The sequence below is a fragment of the Mycobacterium venezuelense genome (genome assembly GCF_054919535.1).
Genome location: NZ_JBONDW010000033.1, coordinates 1 through 15,717, shown reverse-complemented (window position 1 = coordinate 15,717; position 15,717 = coordinate 1). Strand labels below are relative to the sequence as shown.

Genomic DNA, 15,717 nt, shown 5'->3' with positions numbered 1-15,717 from the left:
GTTCGTCCTAATTGCATGACCGATTCCGCACTGGTCGAACAGGCATGGCGCGAGCACCGCCCGTACCTGGTCAACCTGGCCTACCAGATGCTCGGGGATATCGGCGACTCCGAAGACATCGCGCAGGAGGCGTTCCTGCGGCTCGCCCGCGCGGATGCGCAGCGACTCGACGATGTCCGCGCCTGGTTGACGGTCGTGACGGGACGGTTGTGCCTCGACCATGTGCGCTCAGCCCGCGCCCGGCTGGAGCGGCCCGATTCCGGCGGCGCCGTTGAGACGACGGCGGCCACCGACCCCGATCCGGCCGACCGGGTCACGCTGGACGATCAGGTCGGCACCGCGCTGCTCGAGGTGCTCAACCGCCTCAGCCCGGGTGAGCGAGTGGCATTCGTGCTGCACGACGTGTTCGCGGTGCCGTTCGAGGAGATCGCGCGAACGGTGGGGCGGCCGGTCGGGACGTGCCGTCAGCTCGCGCGTCGCGCGCGTACCAAGTTTGCCGCCGCCCCGGGGCTACCCGCGGACGTGGACGCGACCGAGCACCGGCTCGTCGCAGAGAAGTTCATCGCGGCCTGCGCCACAGGCGACGTGCAGGCGTTGACCGCGGTGCTGGACCCCACGGTGTGGGGCGTCGGCGAGGTGCTGGTGGCACCTGCCCCACCTCCACAGGTCAACCACGGTCCGGATGCGGTCGCCAGAAACCTGCTGCGCTACCTCGGTCCGGGCGCCACCGTGGTGTGCGGTCCGGCGGCGCAGCCGGTTCTGCTCGCGTACGCCCGGCGCAGGTTGTTCGCCGTCATCGTGTTGACCGTCCGCGACGGCCTGGTGACCAAGATCGAAGCCACCGCCGATCCGTCGGCGCGCACGCGCTGATTGGGTCGAGCAGTCACCGGCGCGGCACAATAGATCAGTGGCTGACAAACAGCGCGTGCTGATCCTCGGCAGTACCGGATCCATCGGAACCCAGGCACTCGAGGTCATCGCCGCCAACCCGGACCGCTTCGAGGTCGTGGGGCTCGCCGCCGGGGGCGGCAATCCCGATCTGCTGGCGGCGCAGCGCGCCCGGACCGGTGTCGGAAACATCGCCGTGGCCGATCCCATGGCCGCCGAGAAGGTCGGCGACGTCTCGTTCACCGGACCCGACGCCGTCACCCGCCTCGTCGAGGAGACCGAGGCCGATGTCGTGCTCAACGCACTGGTCGGGGCGCTGGGTCTGCAGCCGACGCTCGCGGCGCTGGCCTCCGGTGCCCGGCTGGCGCTGGCCAACAAGGAGTCTCTCGTCGCAGGCGGTCCGCTGGTGCTCAAGGCGGCCGGTCCCGGCCAGATCGTGCCGGTGGACTCCGAACACTCCGCCATGGCGCAATGCCTGCGCGGCGGAAGCGCCGACGAGGTCGCCAAGATTGTCCTCACCGCGTCCGGCGGCCCGTTCCTGGGCTGGTCGGCCGCCGATCTGCACTCTGTCACCCCGGAGCAGGCGGGCAAGCATCCGACCTGGTCGATGGGACCGATGAACACGCTGAATTCAGCCACCCTCGTGAACAAGGGCCTCGAACTCATCGAAACGCACCTGCTGTTCGGCATCGACTACGACCACATCGAGGTCGTGGTGCATCCGCAGTCGATCGTGCACTCGATGGCGACGTTCACCGACGGCTCGACCCTGGCCCAGGCCAGCCCGCCCGATATGAAACTGCCCATCGCATTGGCGCTGGGCTGGCCCGATCGAGTCCCGGGCGCGGCGCTGGCCTGCGACTTCACCAAGGCCTCGACCTGGGAATTTCTGCCATTGGACAGCGAAGTCTTCCCGGCTGTCGACCTCGCGCGCCACGCAGGCAAGGGCGGCGGCTGCCTGACCGCGGTCTACAACGCTGCCAACGAGGAAGCTGCCGAGGCGTTCCTCGACGGCAGGATCGGTTTTCCCACGATTGTGGAAACCGTCGGTGACGTGTTGCACGCTGCCGACCAGTGGTCCGCCGAACCAGCTACCGTGGATGACGTACTCGATGCGCAGCGGTGGGCCAGAGATCGGGCCCACCGTGCCGTCGAGCAGAAATCCGTCAGAAAAGGGCTCGTCACTAAATGATGTTCGTAATCGGCATCGCGTTGTTCGCGCTGGCCATTCTGGTTTCGGTGGCGCTGCACGAATGCGGGCACATGTGGGTGGCGCGGGCCACCGGCATGAAGGTCCGCCGCTACTTCGTCGGGTTCGGTCCGACCCTGTGGTCGACGCGCAGGCCCAACCGCCTTGGGGAGACCGAATACGGCATCAAAGCCATCCCGCTCGGCGGATTCTGCGACATCGCGGGCATGACCTCGGTCGAGGAGCTCAAGCCGGAAGACCGGCCGTACGCGATGTACCGGCAGAAGGTGTGGAAGCGGGTCGCGGTGCTGTTCGCCGGGCCCGCGATGAACTTCATCATCGGCCTCGTCCTCATCTATGGCATCGCCGTCATCTGGGGTCTGCCGAACATCAACCAGCCCACCACCGCGATCGTCGGTGAAACCGGTTGTGTCGCACCGCAAATCAGCATCGACAAGATGGGCGAGTGCACCGGCGCCGGTCCCGCGGCGCAGGCGGGCATCCAGGCCGGCGACGAGATCGTGAAGGTCGGCGACACCGAGGTCTCGGACTTCAGTGAGATGGCCGCGGCGATCCGTAAGCTCGACGGTCCCGTGCCGGTCGAACTCAAGCGCGACGGTCAGACCATCACCACCGTCGTCGACGTGACCCAGACGCAGCGGTTCACGAGCGCCGATTCGAAAGAGCCCGCCACCGTCGGCGCGATCGGCGTGAGCGCGGTGCCGATCCAGCCGCCCGCACAGTACAACCCGATCACCGCGGTGCCCGCGACCTTCGCTTTCACCGGTGACCTGGCCGTCGAACTCGGCAAGTCACTGGCCAAGATCCCCACCAAGATCGGTGCACTGGTCGAGGCGATCGGCGGCGGCGAGCGCGACAAGGAAACCCCCATCAGCGTGGTGGGTGCCAGCATCATCGGCGGTGAGACCGTCGAAGCCGGACTGTGGGTCGCGTTCTGGTTTTTCCTGGCGCAGCTGAACTTCGTGCTCGGCGCGGTGAACTTGGTTCCGCTGCTGCCGTTCGACGGTGGCCACATCGCGGTCGCCACTTACGAGAAAATCCGCAATATGATCCGAGCGGCGCGCGGCAAAGTGGCCGCTGGGCCGGTCAACTACCTCAAACTCATGCCTGCCACATATGTGGTGCTGGTGGTCGTGGTCGGTTACATGCTGCTGACCGTGACCGCAGACCTGGTCAACCCGCTCAGCATCTTCCAGTAGGAGATCCAACATGACCACGTCCATCGGTCTGGGTATGCCGGCCCCTCCGGCACCCACGCTGGCCCCCCGGCGCAAGACCCGCCAGCTGATGGTGGGGAATGTCGGCATCGGGAGCGACCACCCGATCGCGGTGCAGTCGATGTGCACCACCAAGACCCACGACGTCAACTCGACGCTGCAGCAGATCGCCGAGCTGACGGCGTCGGGATGTGACATCGTGCGCGTCGCGTGCCCGCGCCAGGAGGACGCCGACGCGTTGGCGGAGATCGCCAGGCACAGCCAGATTCCGGTGATCGCCGACATTCACTTCCAGCCGAAGTACATCTTCGCCGCGATCGACGCGGGATGCGCCGCGGTGCGCGTGAACCCGGGCAACATCAAGGAATTCGACGGCCGGGTCAAGGAGGTCGCGAAGGCCGCCGGTGAAGCCGGCATCCCGATCCGCATCGGTGTCAACGCGGGCTCACTCGACAAGCGGTTCATGGACAAGTACGGCAAGGCGACCCCCGAGGCGTTGGTCGAGTCCGCGCTGTGGGAGGCCTCGCTGTTCGAGGAGCACGGTTTCGGCGATATCAAGATCAGCGTCAAGCACAACGATCCGGTGATCATGGTGGCCGCATACGAGCTCCTGGCCTCGAAATGCGACTATCCACTACACCTCGGCGTCACCGAAGCAGGCCCGGCGTTCCAGGGAACCATCAAGTCCGCCGTCGCGTTCGGCGCGCTGTTGTCCAAGGGCATCGGTGACACCATCCGGGTGTCGCTTTCGGCGCCGCCTGCCGAGGAGGTCAAGGTCGGCAACCAGATTCTGGAATCGCTGAACCTGCGGCCGCGCGGCCTCGAGATCGTGTCGTGCCCGTCGTGCGGGCGGGCCCAGGTCGATGTCTACACGCTGGCCAACGCGGTCACCGCGGGCCTGGACGGCCTCGATGTCCCGCTGCGTGTCGCCGTGATGGGTTGCGTCGTCAACGGCCCGGGCGAGGCCCGCGAAGCCGACCTCGGCGTGGCTTCCGGCAACGGCAAGGGACAGATTTTCGTCAAGGGCGAGGTCATCAAGACCGTTCCGGAAGCCCACATCGTCGAGACGCTGATCGAAGAGGCGATGCGGCTCGCCGAAGAGCGTGGTTCAGATGATGCGAGCGGTTCGCCGGTGGTGACCGTAAGCTGAGAACGACCCTGTGAGCGGGGTCACCCCACCCTCGGGTTGAGCAGAGAGAGTCTGGATGTCGGCTCCGCCACTTTTCCGCCTCGTCGATGAGCGACGGGTGTCCGTGGTGCGTGACGCCGCGGCAGTGCTCCCGGTGCTCGACGAGGACCCGGTCGGCTCGTGCATGGTGGCCGCCCGCGTCGCCGAGTACGGTGTCGAACCCAGTGCGATCGGCGGGGAACTGTGGACGCGGCGCCGGGTCAACGAATCGCTGTGTTACGCCGGGCCCAACCTCATTCCGTTACGGGGCGACGCCGATGACCTGAAGGCGTTCTCCGACAAGGCGATGAGCACAGCGCGGCGATGCTCGTCACTGGTGGGCCGGGCGGAATTGGTGTTGCCGATGTGGCAGCGCCTGGAGTCCGTGTGGGGAACCGCGCGGGATGTGCGCGAGCAGCAACCGCTGATGGCGCTGAACTCGATGCCCCAGTGTGCGATCGATCCGGCCGTCCGGCCGGTGCGCATCGAAGAGCTCGACGCATATCTGGTGGCGGCCATCGACATGTTCATCGGTGAGGTCGGGGTCGATCCCCGGCTCGGCGACGGTGGCCGCGGATACCGCAGGCGGATCGCCGGGCTCATCGCTGCAGGGCGCGCGTGGGCGCGCTTCGAACGCGGCCAGGTGGTGTTCAAAGCCGAGGTCGGTTCGCAGTCACCGGCGGTCGGCCAGATCCAGGGCGTTTGGGTACATCCGGACTGGCGCGGGCACGGCCTGGGCACTGCGGGCACGGCGGCGCTCGCGGCCGCGGTGGTCGGCGGCGGCCGCACCGCGAGCTTGTACGTCAACAGCTACAACACCGTGGCGCGGTCCACGTACGCCCGTATCGGGTTCGAACAGGTCGGTACCTTCGCCACGGTGTTGCTCGACTGACCTCATCTCTTCGCAGCAGCCTGCGCGAGCAGCTCGTCGACCGACCATTGATCGTAGGCGTGCGCGCCGTACTTCGAGGCGAGCACCGTGCCGTCGCGGCCCACGAGAAAATCGGCGGGTAAGCCGAGCCGTCCGCCGGTTTGCCTGGCCGCCGGGGCGCGGAACCGGCCGCGCAGGGTGAGGGCGCTGCCGCCGACGATCGCAGGCCAGCTGCGGGGATCGAGCAGTGCGCGCACGCCGGATTCGACGCCGAATCGCCGGTAGGTGTGCTTGTCCGGGTCGGCGACCGTCGCGAACGGCAGATCCGCTGTGTGCTCGGCCAATTCGGCTTCCGGCGAGTGGAAGAACACCACTTCCCGGATGCCCGCGGCGCTGATCTCGTCGTGGCGGGCGACGAACGATTGCAGGTGCAGATTGCAGATCGGGCAACCGGCGAATCTGCGGAATTGGAGATGGACCAGCTGTTCGGGATCCGGTACCGAAATGTGTTCGCCTGTCACACTCCGGAATTCGTACCCTGTGATGGTTGCGGGTGGATCGATACGGCCCACGGTGACTCCTTATTAGCGTGTTGTGTACGCCTACGTCGCCACTATAGCCGTACGGTGTACGCTTTCAAACGTCATGCCGCGTCCACGCTCACTCACTGCCGAACAGATCGCCGAGGCTGCGCTTGCCGTCGTCGACGCCGATGGGCTTGCGGCCCTGTCGATGCGGACTGTTGCGCGGCGGCTCGGCATCGGCACGATGTCGCTCTACCGCTACGTCGCCGACCGCGGCGAGCTCGAGGCGATGGTGGCCGATTTCGTGCTCGCGCGGGTCGACCTCCGGATGCCCAGTGGCTCACCGGCCCGGCAGCTCACCGAATTGGCCGAGCGGGTACATGACGCTGCCGCAACGCATCCCGAGGCGCTACCGCTCGTGCTCACCCATCGACATCGCGCCCCCGCCTCGCTGCGGTGGGGTGAGGTGGTGCTCGGTGTGCTCACCGATGCGGGTTGTATCGGAAAGCGGCGGGTGTATGCGTTCCGGGCGGTGCTGGCATACGTTTTCGGCGCGCTCGAGGTCGAGCGGTACGGCGCGTTGGCCGGCCCGGGGACGCAGGCGCTCGCCGAGTTGCCTGCCGATCAGTTCCCGTTGCTGGCGGAGACAGCGAAGACGGCGCGCGGTATCGGCCCGGTCGAGGAATTCCGTCGTGGCCTCGACATCCTGTTGCGGGGTCTCGGTATCTGACGCCGTCTAGGTCAGGTTGGTGGGAACCAACCGGGCTCGGACGAACGCGATGAAATCGGCGATGCGGCCGGCTGACCCGCCGTCGTCGAGGTCGGGGTTGTAGATGACGACGCTGACGCCCAGGCAGCCATCAACACTCAGGCAGGTGCTGACGACCTTCTCGAGCTGGTCCCAGGTCAGCCCGCCGGGCTGCGGGTAGTCGACCGCGGGCAGCGACGCGGTGTCGAGCACATCGAGGTCGACGTGGCACCACCAGCCGCCTGGCGCGGTGCCCGCGCTGCTCGCCACGAGGTCTGCGATGTCGGTGCGGGATGCGAGGTCAAAGCCGTCGACATATACCGCGACGTGGTCGCGCAGGCTTGGTTGGCCGGCCTCGGCGAGTTCGGTTCGATCGCGCGGTCCGAGCATCGCGACGTGCTCGGGCCGCAGGCAGGGCAGGCGGGCGTCCAGGGCCTGCGGTCCGCTGAACAGCCCTAGCGCCAGCCCGATTTCGCAGTCGGACGCTTCACCGGTCGGCGTCCGGTGGGGGTCCCAGGCGTCCTCGTGGCCGTCGATGAAGACCAGGCCGGCACCGCCGCGATCGATGGCCGGGATGAGGGGCGCAAGCAGCATCGTGCAATCGCCCGCGACGACCATGGGGATCTTGCCGCCACGCCAGGCCGCGTCCAGCGCGGCAGCGGTATCGACAACCGCTTGTCCGAGAGCGAATTCACTGATCAGTCCGCGACGGCCTCGGTCGGGGGTCAGTCCGGTCACGGTGACCCATGTGGTGTGGATCGGCGCGGGCAGCCGGGTTTCGAGGCCGGCGTCGCGCACGACGCGAGGCATCCGTGCCACACCCGAGTGCACGCCTGCGGCGTTGAACGGCACGTAGATCAGCTCGGTGACAATGGGCTCAGCCCTCATGATGGCGCTCCGATTTCCGTCGCTACACCACGGTAGTGCGAAGGCGGAACCGACCGTTACGGAGCAACCGAGCGCCAGTCCTGCCGGCTGGCGCCAGGTCTCGGCACAGTCTCGATTCGGTCTCGGTGCGCCTCCGACGAAACCGAGGGCGACGTTCGTACCATCAGCCTCAATGGCAACTACAACATCATCAGTCACACGGACCATCGGCCTGCTCACGGTCGCTTCGGTCCTCGGAGCATTGGCGCTGAGTGGTTGCACGCCGCGGCCGGACGGGCCGGAGCCGGCAGCCGAGAAGTTCTTCGCGGCGCTCGCCACGGGGGACACGGCCGCCGCCGCCGAGCTGTCCGACCGTCCGGCCGATGCCAAGACCGCTCTCAACGAGGCGTGGAACGGCCTGCAGGCGACACGCCTGGACGCGCAGATCCTCGGCTCGAAGTACTCGCAGGACACGGGCAGCGTGGCGTACCGCTACACGTGGCACCTGCCGAAGAACCGCACCTGGACCTACGACGGTCAGCTCAACATGATCCGCGACGAGGGCCGGTGGGAAGTGCGCTGGAGTGCCACCGGCCTGCACCCACGGCTCGGCGAACACCAGACCTTTGCGCTGCGCGCCGATCCGCCGCGGCGGGCCTCGGTCAACGAGCGCGGCGGCACCGATGTGCTGGTGCCGGGCAAGCTCTATCACTACGCACTCGACGCGAGAGCCGCCGGCGCCGGCTTGATGTCGGCGGCCAGGGCGGTCGCCGACGCATTGCGGCCGTTCGATCCGGGTATGGACGCCCAGCGCCTGGCCGAGCAGGCGAGCTCGTCCGCGCAGCCGTTGAGTCTGATCACGCTGCGGCAGTCCGACCATGACCGGGTGGCCCCCGCCGTCGCGGGGCTCAACGGTGTCGTCGTCACCCCGCAGGCCGAACTGCTGCCGACCGATGACAAGTTCGCGCCGGCGATCGTCAACGAGGTCAAGAAGGCCGTGATCGACGAACTCGACGGCCAGGCCGGCTGGCGTGTGGTGACGGTCAACCAGAACGGCGTCGACGTCGACGTGCTCAACGAGGTGCCCGGCGAGCCCGCGCCGTCGATCACCATCAGCCTGGACCGGGCCGTGCAGAATGCCGCCCAGAATGCGGTGAACACGACCGGTAAGAAGGCGATGATCGTCGCGATCAAACCGTCCACCGGTGAGATCCTGGCCGTCGCGCAGAACGCCGCGGCCGACGTGGACGGACCCGTCGCGACCATGGGTCTCTATCCGCCAGGATCGACGTTCAAGATCGTCACGGCCGGTGCGGCCATCGAGCGCGATATGGCAACGCCCAACACGCTGTTGGGCTGCCCTGGCCACCTCGACATCGGCCACCGGACGGTGCCGAACTACGGCGGGTTCGACCTCGGCGTCGTGCCGATGTCACGGGCATTCGCGAACTCGTGCAACACCACGTTCGCCGAGTTGGCCAGCCGGATGCCGCCGCGTGGACTGACCCAGGCCGCCGCGCAGTACGGCATCGGGCCTGACTACCACATCGAGGGCATCCCGACCGTCTCCGGTTCCGTACCGCCTACGGTGAACCTCGCCGAGCGCACCGAAGACGGCTTCGGTCAGGGCAAGGTCCTCGTCAGCCCGTTCGGTATGGCGTTGGCGACCGCGACCGTGGCGGCCGGGAAAACCCCTGTGCCCCAACTCATCGAGGGCCACCAGACGCAGATCGACGGGGCGGCGGCTGCCCCGATCAGCCAGAAGATGGTCGACGGGCTACGGCCCATGATGCAGTTGGTCGTGACCAACGGAACGGCCAAGGATCTCAACGGCGTCGGCGATGTACGCGGAAAAACCGGCGAGGCCGAATTCGCGGGCGGCTCGCATTCGTGGTTCGCGGGTTACCGAGGTGATCTGGCGTTCGCGGCGCTGATCGTCGGCGGTGGCAGTTCGGAGTACGCGGTCCGGATGTGCAAGGCGATGTTCGACAGCATGCCTGCCGATTACCTCGCGTAGTGCGGCGCGCTCGCGGCGTCATCTGGGGGAGCGGGTAGCGGTAACGTGGGACTCGCCATGACGGGGACCAATGAGCAATCCGTGGAGATGCGGGTATCGGACGCCGACCGCAACGGCACGCTGCGTCGGCTGCACAACGCCGTTGCGCTCGGTCTGATCGACATCGCCGAGTTCGAAGAACGGTCGGCGCTGGTGTCGCAGGCACGGTTGCACGCGGATCTCGATGCGCTGGTCGGCGATCTACCGGGCCCGGGTGCCATCGTCACGACCGCGGCCGACCGCGTCGAACTGCGCGGTGTGCTCGGTTCGCTGAAACGGCACGGGGAGTGGACGGTGCCGACGCGACTCGCGTTGGTGCGGCGCATGGGGTCGGTGGAACTGGACCTGACGCGCGCCCGTTTCGCCGGGCCGATGGTCGTGGTCGAGATCGACATGAAGTTCGGGTCGTTGGAGATCAGGCTGCCCGACGGCGCGAGCGCTTCCATCGACGACGTCGAGGTGATCGTCGGCAGTGCCACCGATCGCCGCCGCGACGCACCCGCCGACGGCACCCCGCACGTGATCCTGACCGGCCGGGTGGTGTGCGGCTCGGTCGACATCCGCGGTCCGCGCAAGGGGTGGTTCGGCCGAGGTACGCGGACTTAGGCCCACACGTCGTCGGCCACGGAGATCACCGCGGGTCGAGCACCGCGAAACTCAGCGTGGCCCGCGCCGCCAGGCGGTCGCGACCGGCATCGGTCACGTCGACAGAGGTGACGATGAGCCGTCGGCCGGCGCGCACGATGGTGGCCACCGCCCTGGCCGGACCAGTGACGATCGGCGCCAGATAGTGCACGTTCATGTCGGCGGTGGTGACGTCCTGCCCGGTGCCGACGTGTCTGCCGGCCAGCCGGCCTGCCGCGCAGTCGATGAGCGTCGCGACGAGGCCGCCTTGTAGCGCGCCGCGGATGTTGGCGAGGTCCGGGCGGTTGTCCATCTCGACGATCAGCCGGTCGTCGTTCTCCTCGATGTCGCGAACTCCCAGCTGATTGAGCAGGTGGACCGGCGCTGGCTCGGTGAGCATGGCGCTACGTTAGCATTGTTCTCATATCCGGAGAGTTCCATTCTCATCGGGCGTGCTGATGCCGGTCCTACCGGCGGAGATCGGTACCCTGACCGGTATGTCAGTTCGTAGTGCCCTGCGCCCCGGCGTGCTTTCACCGACCCTTCCGGTGCCCAAGTCCATACCGCGACCGGAGTACGCGTGGCGGCCGACCGTGCAAGAGGGCAGCGAACCGTGGGTGCAGACGCCCGAGGTCATCGAGAAGATGCGCATCGCAGGCGGCATAGCCGCCCGCGCGCTGGCCGAGGCAGGCAAAGCCGTCGCGCCCGGCGTGACGACCGACAAACTCGACCGCATCGCCCACGAGTACATGATCGACCACGGCGCGTATCCGTCGACGTTGGGCTACAAGGATTTTCCGAAGTCCTGCTGCACCTCGCTCAACGAGATCATCTGCCACGGGATCCCGGACTCGACCGTCATCGAGGACGGTGACATCGTCAACATCGACGTCACCGCCTACATCGACGGTGTGCACGGCGACACCAACGCGACCTTCCTCGCCGGTGACGTCTCCGAAGAGCACCGGCTGCTCGTCGAACGCACTCACGAGGCCACGATGCGTGCCATCAAGGCCGTCAAACCGGGGCGGGCGCTGTCGGTCGTCGGCCGCGTCATCGAGGCATACGCAAACCGGTTCGGCTACAACGTCGTTCGCGACTTCACCGGGCACGGGATCGGCACCACGTTCCACAACGGGCTCGTCGTGCTGCACTACGACCAGCCCGCGGTCGAGACCGTGCTCGAGCCGGGCATGACCTTCACGATCGAGCCCATGATCAACCTCGGGTCGCTGGATTACGAGATCTGGGACGACGGCTGGACCGTGGCCACCAAGGACGGCAAGTGGACCGCGCAGTTCGAACACACCCTGGTGGTCACCGAGGACGGCGCCGACATCCTCACGCTGCCGTGAGCCTCGCGGGGGAGAGGTGAGCGGCGCGCTGCTCGTCGCCGGGACCACCTCTGACGCCGGCAAGTCGATGGTTGTCGCGGGGCTGTGCCGCTTACTGGCCCGCAAAGGCATGTCGGTGGCGCCGTTCAAGGCCCAGAACATGTCGAACAACTCGGCGGTCACCGTCGAGGGCGGCGAGATCGGCCGCGCACAAGCCATGCAGGCCCGCGCGGCCGGGCTCGCGCCCAGCGTCCGGTTCAACCCCATCCTGCTCAAGCCGGGCGGCGACCGGACCTCGCAGCTCGTCGTACGGGGGACCGTGGCCGGCTCGGTGGCTGCCGCGGACTACATCCACCATCGCGAGCACCTCGCCGCAGTCGTCGGTGATGAATTGGCGTCACTCAGATCAGAATTCGACGTGGTGATCTGCGAAGGTGCGGGCTCGCCGGCCGAGATCAACCTGCGGGCAACCGACCTGGCGAACATGGGGCTGGCGCGCGCCGCCAACCTTCCGGTGATCGTGGTCGGTGACATCGACCGCGGCGGGCTGCTGGCGCATTTTCACGGTACGGTCGCTGTGCTCGAACCCGCCGACCAGGCACTCATCGCCGGGTTCGTCGTGAACAAGTTCCGCGGCGACCCGGCACTGCTGGAGCCCGGCCTGCGCCGGCTCGAAGAGCTGACGGGACGACCGACTTACGGCGTCATCCCGTTCCACGACCAAATGTGGCTCGACGCCGAGGATTCCGTGTCGGTTGTCGCGGGCGGGATACGAGGCGGTCTCGTCGGCAGACCGCAGCCACCACGCGGTGAGCACGGTCTGACTGTCGCCGCCATCCGGTTGCCCCGCATCTCCAATTCGACCGATGTCGAGGCGCTGGCATGCGAACCGGGCGTCGTGGTGCGCTGGGTTGCCGACGCCGCCGACCTCGCCGGTGCCGACCTCGTCGTGATACCCGGCAGCAAGTCGACCGTGACCGACCTCGCCTGGCTGCGGGACCGGGGTTTGGCCGACGCCATCGCCGACCACGCCGGGCGGGGCCGCCCGGTTCTCGGGGTCTGCGGCGGGTTCCAGATGCTGTGCCGCCGGATCGACGACCCGGTGGAATCGCGCGCGGGCGTGGTCGACGGCTTGGGTCTGCTCGACGCCGAAATCGTGTTCGCACCCGGAAAGACGCTGCGGCACTGGGAGACTCCGCTGCGAGGCTACGAAATCCATCACGGTCAGGTCGCGCGTTCGGTCGAAGCCGACTGGCTGGGCATCGGGCTGCGGCGCGGGGCCGTGTACGGCACGCACTGGCACGGGCTGCTCGACAACGACGAGCTGCGCCGGACCTGGCTCACCGAGGTCGCCGCCGCGGCCGGGCGCACCGGATTCGTCGTCGCCGACGACGTTGACGTCACCGCGCGCCGGGACGCGCAGCTGGACCTGATGGCCGACCTGCTCGCCGACAACCTGGATGTGAACTGCGTGCTCGACCTGATCGAGCAGGGTCCACCGCGCCGCCCGACCATGGTCACCGCGCTGCAGACCTGATCGCGTCTCAGGTGTGCATGCGTGCGCCTTTGAGAATCTTGTCGACCACGTTGCGGCGGGTATGGACCGCCAGACCGACGAGATCGAGATCGTCGCGCCCGACCGCGCGGACCGCTGCCCGGTTGTCCCGGTCGTTGCCGGTGGCGAAGAGGTCGGCGGTGAAGACGGACACCGGCACGCCGCGGGCGAGTGCCCGGGTGTGGGCGGCGCGCAGCGTCTCCTTCGAACCCTCGAACACCAACACCGGTTGGCCGAACATGGCCAGGTACTCGGTGTCGTCTGCGTCGACATACGGTTCGCCGATGGTGTCCGGGTTGGCGGCCGCGATCCCACTCGCCACGAACGCGCAGACGTTCAGGCGTTGCCATCCTTCCAAGTCGTCGCGCAGCAAGACCGCGATCTTCGTCTCGAAACGCGTCGGGAATTCGTCACTTTGCACGCGAACCATGCTGCGAGACGACAGCGACCGCCGTCTTGTACGTTCTTGATGTGGTTGCAGACGCGGAGACCACCGCGTGGCGCCCGCACGTGAACGGCATCACCGAGGTGTTCCACGCGCGGTACCGCAGCCATGCCTATCCACCGCACACCCATGACGCGTGGACGTTGCTCATCGTGGATTCGGGAATCATCGGCTACGACCTCGACGGGCGCGGGCACGGTTCGGCCGGTCACGCCGTGACCCTGTTGCCGCCGCACGTCCCGCACGACGGCCGGGCGATCCGTCCCGGCGGTTTCCGGAAACGCGTGCTCTACCTCGAAACAGGCGTATGGACGGGAATCGGAGCCGCCGTCGACACGCCGACGCTGCACGACGCGGCGCTGCGCGACCGCATCGACCGGCTCCACAACGTGCTCGGGCCGGGCAACGAATTCGAAGCCGCGAGCAGGCTGGCGTTCATCGTCGAACGCGTCCAGGCCCATCTCCGGCATGCCGTGAGTACACCAGCCCCGGTGCGTGACCGCCGTCTGGCGCACGAACTGCGCGATCTCCTCGACAGCCGGATCCAAGCCGGATTGACCCTGTACGAGGCTGCCACACTGCTGCATGCCGATCCGGCACATCTGGTGCGCACCTTCGGCCGCGAGTTCGGCCTGCCTCCCCACCGATACCTCACCGGTCGAAGGGTCGATGTGGCCCGGCGTCTGCTGCTCGACGGAATGCGGCCATCCGACGTCGCCGCCGCCGTCGGATTCCACGACCAGTCGCATCTCAACCGGCACTTCAAACGAATGCTGGCCACCACACCGGCTCACTACGCGGGCACCGGCACGCAATCTCGATCCGCGGATTGTCGGTAGCCTGGGGCAATGATCAGCCTGCGCGAGGGAAGGCTGTTCCTCGCTGCGCTGTTGGCCGCGACGGCGGGCATCGGCGGTTGCGCGACCGTGGTCGCCGGAACCGCCACCTGGCCGGGCGCCACCTTGGACAGGGTCGTGCTCACCGCCGCGGATTTTCCGCCAGGGGTGCGGTATGACCGCGTCATCGAGGACTCCGGACAACCCGACGGTGCCGGCGGGCCGCCCAGCATGCTGTCCTCACCCGAGGGCTGCTCAGACGGGTTGACGCGGGTGATCGCCGAATCCGCCGAACGCGGTCCGGGCAGTGCGGGCAAGTTCATCGCCGCATACGACGGCGCGCGCATGGTGCTCACCGTGCTGACATCGCCGCTTCCGCTCGACCGGCTCGCCGCCACCGCCGATCGGTGTGCCGAGTTCCGTACCTACTTCGATCCGTCGGACGAAGGCATCCCCATCACCACGACCCGGCTCGCCGGGGCGAGCCCGTCGGCGTTGGCCTATCAGCAGACGATGCGACTCAACGGGGCGGACGAAAGCGTTTACTTCGCATTCGAAAACGTCGGGAACTGGGCGGTTTTCGGCATTGCGTTTCCCACCCAGAATCCGTCGATCGCAGTCAAAGGCCCGCTGCCGCAGACATTTCTGGACACGTTCGGCAAACAGGTCGAACGCGTGAGCACCCGCTGACGCCGACGTGGGGACAAGCTGATTTCCACCCCGCCGGCCGAACCGGGACGGTAGGTTGGCCCAATGCTCACCAGCGTGACCACCATCGACGGCTTCTCCATCGCCGTCGACGTGGCCGGTCCCGACAAGGGAGCCCCGGTGGTGCTGCTCAGCGCGGGCCACCACGGGCCCGCGGCCTACGAGGCGGTTTGCCAGCGGCTGCACACCGCATCGCTGCGCACCATCGTCATCGGGCCCGACCCACGATTGACCGCGAAATCAGTGGTCGGCATCCTCGACGCACTCAACATCAAATGGGCGCTGCTGGTCGGCGACCGGCTCGGAGGCGAACTCGCCTGGGAGCTGGCCGCCACGCGTCTGGACAAGTTCATCGGACTCGTGGTCGTCGACCGCGGCCACCCGCGCGTCGCCGATCCCACCGGGATGATCCGTGACGGCGACTGCCCGCCGGTGGAGATGAACACCACCGCGCTCGTCAGCAACCCGGCGGCCCGTGCCGTCGCCAAGGCCAGCCAACGGTACGTCTACGGCGACTTCCGGCTGGTGGAGATGCTGGGCCGGCGCAACGCGCAGGACTCCACCGCACAGCTCGCCGCCGAAATAGTCCTCCGCACCAGCAGCTGGTAGAACCCGCGCAGGCGCTCAGTCAGCCGCCACTGTGCTGATGCTCGGCGGCCTGCCTTC

17 protein-coding genes are annotated in these 15,717 nt (G+C 67.7%); 13 read left to right on the top strand and 4 right to left on the bottom strand.

Going from position 1 to position 15,717, the window contains the following annotated elements:
- Nucleotides 1-15 precede the first annotated feature (15 nt).
- The 5 genes from sigI to ACRCUN_RS32545 are packed head-to-tail and all read left to right on the top strand — an operon-like array spanning nucleotide 16 to nucleotide 5,375.
- Nucleotides 16-870, top strand: coding sequence for an RNA polymerase sigma factor SigI (sigI, locus tag ACRCUN_RS32565; protein WP_462145733.1), 855 nt, complete (start codon nucleotides 16-18; stop codon nucleotides 868-870).
- Nucleotides 871-907: 37 nt separating this feature from the next.
- Complete coding sequence (dxr, locus tag ACRCUN_RS32560; protein ID WP_462145732.1) at nucleotides 908-2,080, top strand: 1-deoxy-D-xylulose-5-phosphate reductoisomerase; 1,173 nt, start codon at nucleotides 908-910, stop codon at nucleotides 2,078-2,080.
- Nucleotides 2,077-3,297 carry a M50 family metallopeptidase gene (locus ACRCUN_RS32555; protein WP_462145731.1) on the top strand — a complete coding sequence of 407 codons (1,221 nt, stop codon included), beginning with the start codon at nucleotides 2,077-2,079 and terminating at the stop codon, nucleotides 3,295-3,297. Before dxr ends, ACRCUN_RS32555 begins: the two co-directional genes overlap by 4 nt.
- A gap of 10 nt (nucleotides 3,298-3,307) precedes the next feature.
- Nucleotides 3,308-4,465 carry a flavodoxin-dependent (E)-4-hydroxy-3-methylbut-2-enyl-diphosphate synthase gene (gene ispG / locus ACRCUN_RS32550; protein ID WP_462145730.1) on the top strand — a complete coding sequence of 386 codons (1,158 nt, stop codon included), beginning with the start codon at nucleotides 3,308-3,310 and terminating at the stop codon, nucleotides 4,463-4,465.
- 55 nt (nucleotides 4,466-4,520) lie between these two features.
- Nucleotides 4,521-5,375, top strand: a complete 855-nt coding sequence (locus ACRCUN_RS32545) for a GNAT family N-acetyltransferase (RefSeq protein ID WP_462145729.1) — start codon at nucleotides 4,521-4,523, stop codon at nucleotides 5,373-5,375.
- A 2-nt stretch (nucleotides 5,376-5,377) separates the two neighbouring features.
- Here ACRCUN_RS32545 and ACRCUN_RS32540 read toward each other — a convergent pair whose 3' ends face one another.
- Nucleotides 5,378-5,917 carry a peroxiredoxin-like family protein gene (locus tag ACRCUN_RS32540; protein WP_462145772.1) on the bottom strand — a complete coding sequence of 180 codons (540 nt, stop codon included), beginning with the start codon at nucleotides 5,915-5,917 and terminating at the stop codon, nucleotides 5,378-5,380.
- Between the two features lie 82 nt (nucleotides 5,918-5,999).
- Here ACRCUN_RS32540 and ACRCUN_RS32535 point away from each other — a divergent pair, with 82 nt between their 5' ends.
- Complete coding sequence (locus tag ACRCUN_RS32535; RefSeq protein WP_462145728.1) at nucleotides 6,000-6,608, top strand: TetR/AcrR family transcriptional regulator; 609 nt, start codon at nucleotides 6,000-6,002, stop codon at nucleotides 6,606-6,608.
- A 6-nt stretch (nucleotides 6,609-6,614) separates the two neighbouring features.
- On the opposite strand, the gene ACRCUN_RS32530 is transcribed toward ACRCUN_RS32535, so the two are convergent.
- A complete protein-coding gene (locus ACRCUN_RS32530; RefSeq protein WP_462145727.1) occupies nucleotides 6,615-7,514 on the bottom strand; it encodes an arginase family protein in 900 nt (299 codons plus the stop codon).
- A 172-nt stretch (nucleotides 7,515-7,686) separates the two neighbouring features.
- Here ACRCUN_RS32530 and ACRCUN_RS32525 point away from each other — a divergent pair, with 172 nt between their 5' ends.
- Together ACRCUN_RS32525 and ACRCUN_RS32520 are read left to right on the top strand one after the other, a co-directional pair.
- Nucleotides 7,687-9,510 (top strand): penicillin-binding transpeptidase domain-containing protein, encoded by a 1,824-nt coding sequence (locus ACRCUN_RS32525; protein ID WP_462145726.1) that lies wholly within the window; start codon nucleotides 7,687-7,689, stop codon nucleotides 9,508-9,510.
- Between the two features lie 57 nt (nucleotides 9,511-9,567).
- Nucleotides 9,568-10,155 carry a DUF1707 SHOCT-like domain-containing protein gene (locus tag ACRCUN_RS32520; RefSeq protein ID WP_462145725.1) on the top strand — a complete coding sequence of 196 codons (588 nt, stop codon included), beginning with the start codon at nucleotides 9,568-9,570 and terminating at the stop codon, nucleotides 10,153-10,155.
- 25 nt (nucleotides 10,156-10,180) lie between these two features.
- Here ACRCUN_RS32520 and ACRCUN_RS32515 read toward each other — a convergent pair whose 3' ends face one another.
- Nucleotides 10,181-10,573 carry a PaaI family thioesterase gene (locus ACRCUN_RS32515; protein WP_462145724.1) on the bottom strand — a complete coding sequence of 131 codons (393 nt, stop codon included), beginning with the start codon at nucleotides 10,571-10,573 and terminating at the stop codon, nucleotides 10,181-10,183.
- A 97-nt stretch (nucleotides 10,574-10,670) separates the two neighbouring features.
- Between ACRCUN_RS32515 and map the strand changes: the two genes are divergently transcribed.
- Both map and ACRCUN_RS32505 read left to right on the top strand, forming a co-directional pair.
- Nucleotides 10,671-11,528: a type I methionyl aminopeptidase gene (gene map, locus ACRCUN_RS32510; RefSeq protein ID WP_462145723.1), complete on the top strand. Its 858-nt coding sequence runs from the start codon at nucleotides 10,671-10,673 to the stop codon at nucleotides 11,526-11,528.
- Between the two features lie 16 nt (nucleotides 11,529-11,544).
- The gene (locus ACRCUN_RS32505) at nucleotides 11,545-13,044 is read left to right on the top strand and encodes a cobyric acid synthase (protein WP_462145722.1); all 1,500 of its coding nucleotides are present in this window, start codon (nucleotides 11,545-11,547) and stop codon (nucleotides 13,042-13,044) included.
- A gap of 7 nt (nucleotides 13,045-13,051) precedes the next feature.
- Here ACRCUN_RS32505 and ACRCUN_RS32500 read toward each other — a convergent pair whose 3' ends face one another.
- Nucleotides 13,052-13,483 carry a PTH2-like family protein gene (locus tag ACRCUN_RS32500; RefSeq protein ID WP_462145721.1) on the bottom strand — a complete coding sequence of 144 codons (432 nt, stop codon included), beginning with the start codon at nucleotides 13,481-13,483 and terminating at the stop codon, nucleotides 13,052-13,054.
- Between the two features lie 50 nt (nucleotides 13,484-13,533).
- On the opposite strand from ACRCUN_RS32500, the gene ACRCUN_RS32495 reads away from it, so the two are divergent.
- The 3 genes from ACRCUN_RS32495 (at nucleotide 13,534) to ACRCUN_RS32485 (ending at nucleotide 15,660) form a co-directional block, all read left to right on the top strand.
- Complete coding sequence (locus ACRCUN_RS32495; RefSeq protein WP_462145720.1) at nucleotides 13,534-14,346, top strand: AraC family transcriptional regulator; 813 nt, start codon at nucleotides 13,534-13,536, stop codon at nucleotides 14,344-14,346.
- Nucleotides 14,347-14,355: 9 nt separating this feature from the next.
- The gene (locus tag ACRCUN_RS32490; RefSeq protein ID WP_462145719.1) at nucleotides 14,356-15,033 is read left to right on the top strand and encodes a hypothetical protein; all 678 of its coding nucleotides are present in this window, start codon (nucleotides 14,356-14,358) and stop codon (nucleotides 15,031-15,033) included.
- A gap of 63 nt (nucleotides 15,034-15,096) precedes the next feature.
- Nucleotides 15,097-15,660 (top strand): alpha/beta fold hydrolase, encoded by a 564-nt coding sequence (locus tag ACRCUN_RS32485; protein ID WP_462145718.1) that lies wholly within the window; start codon nucleotides 15,097-15,099, stop codon nucleotides 15,658-15,660.
- Nucleotides 15,661-15,717 lie beyond the last annotated feature (57 nt).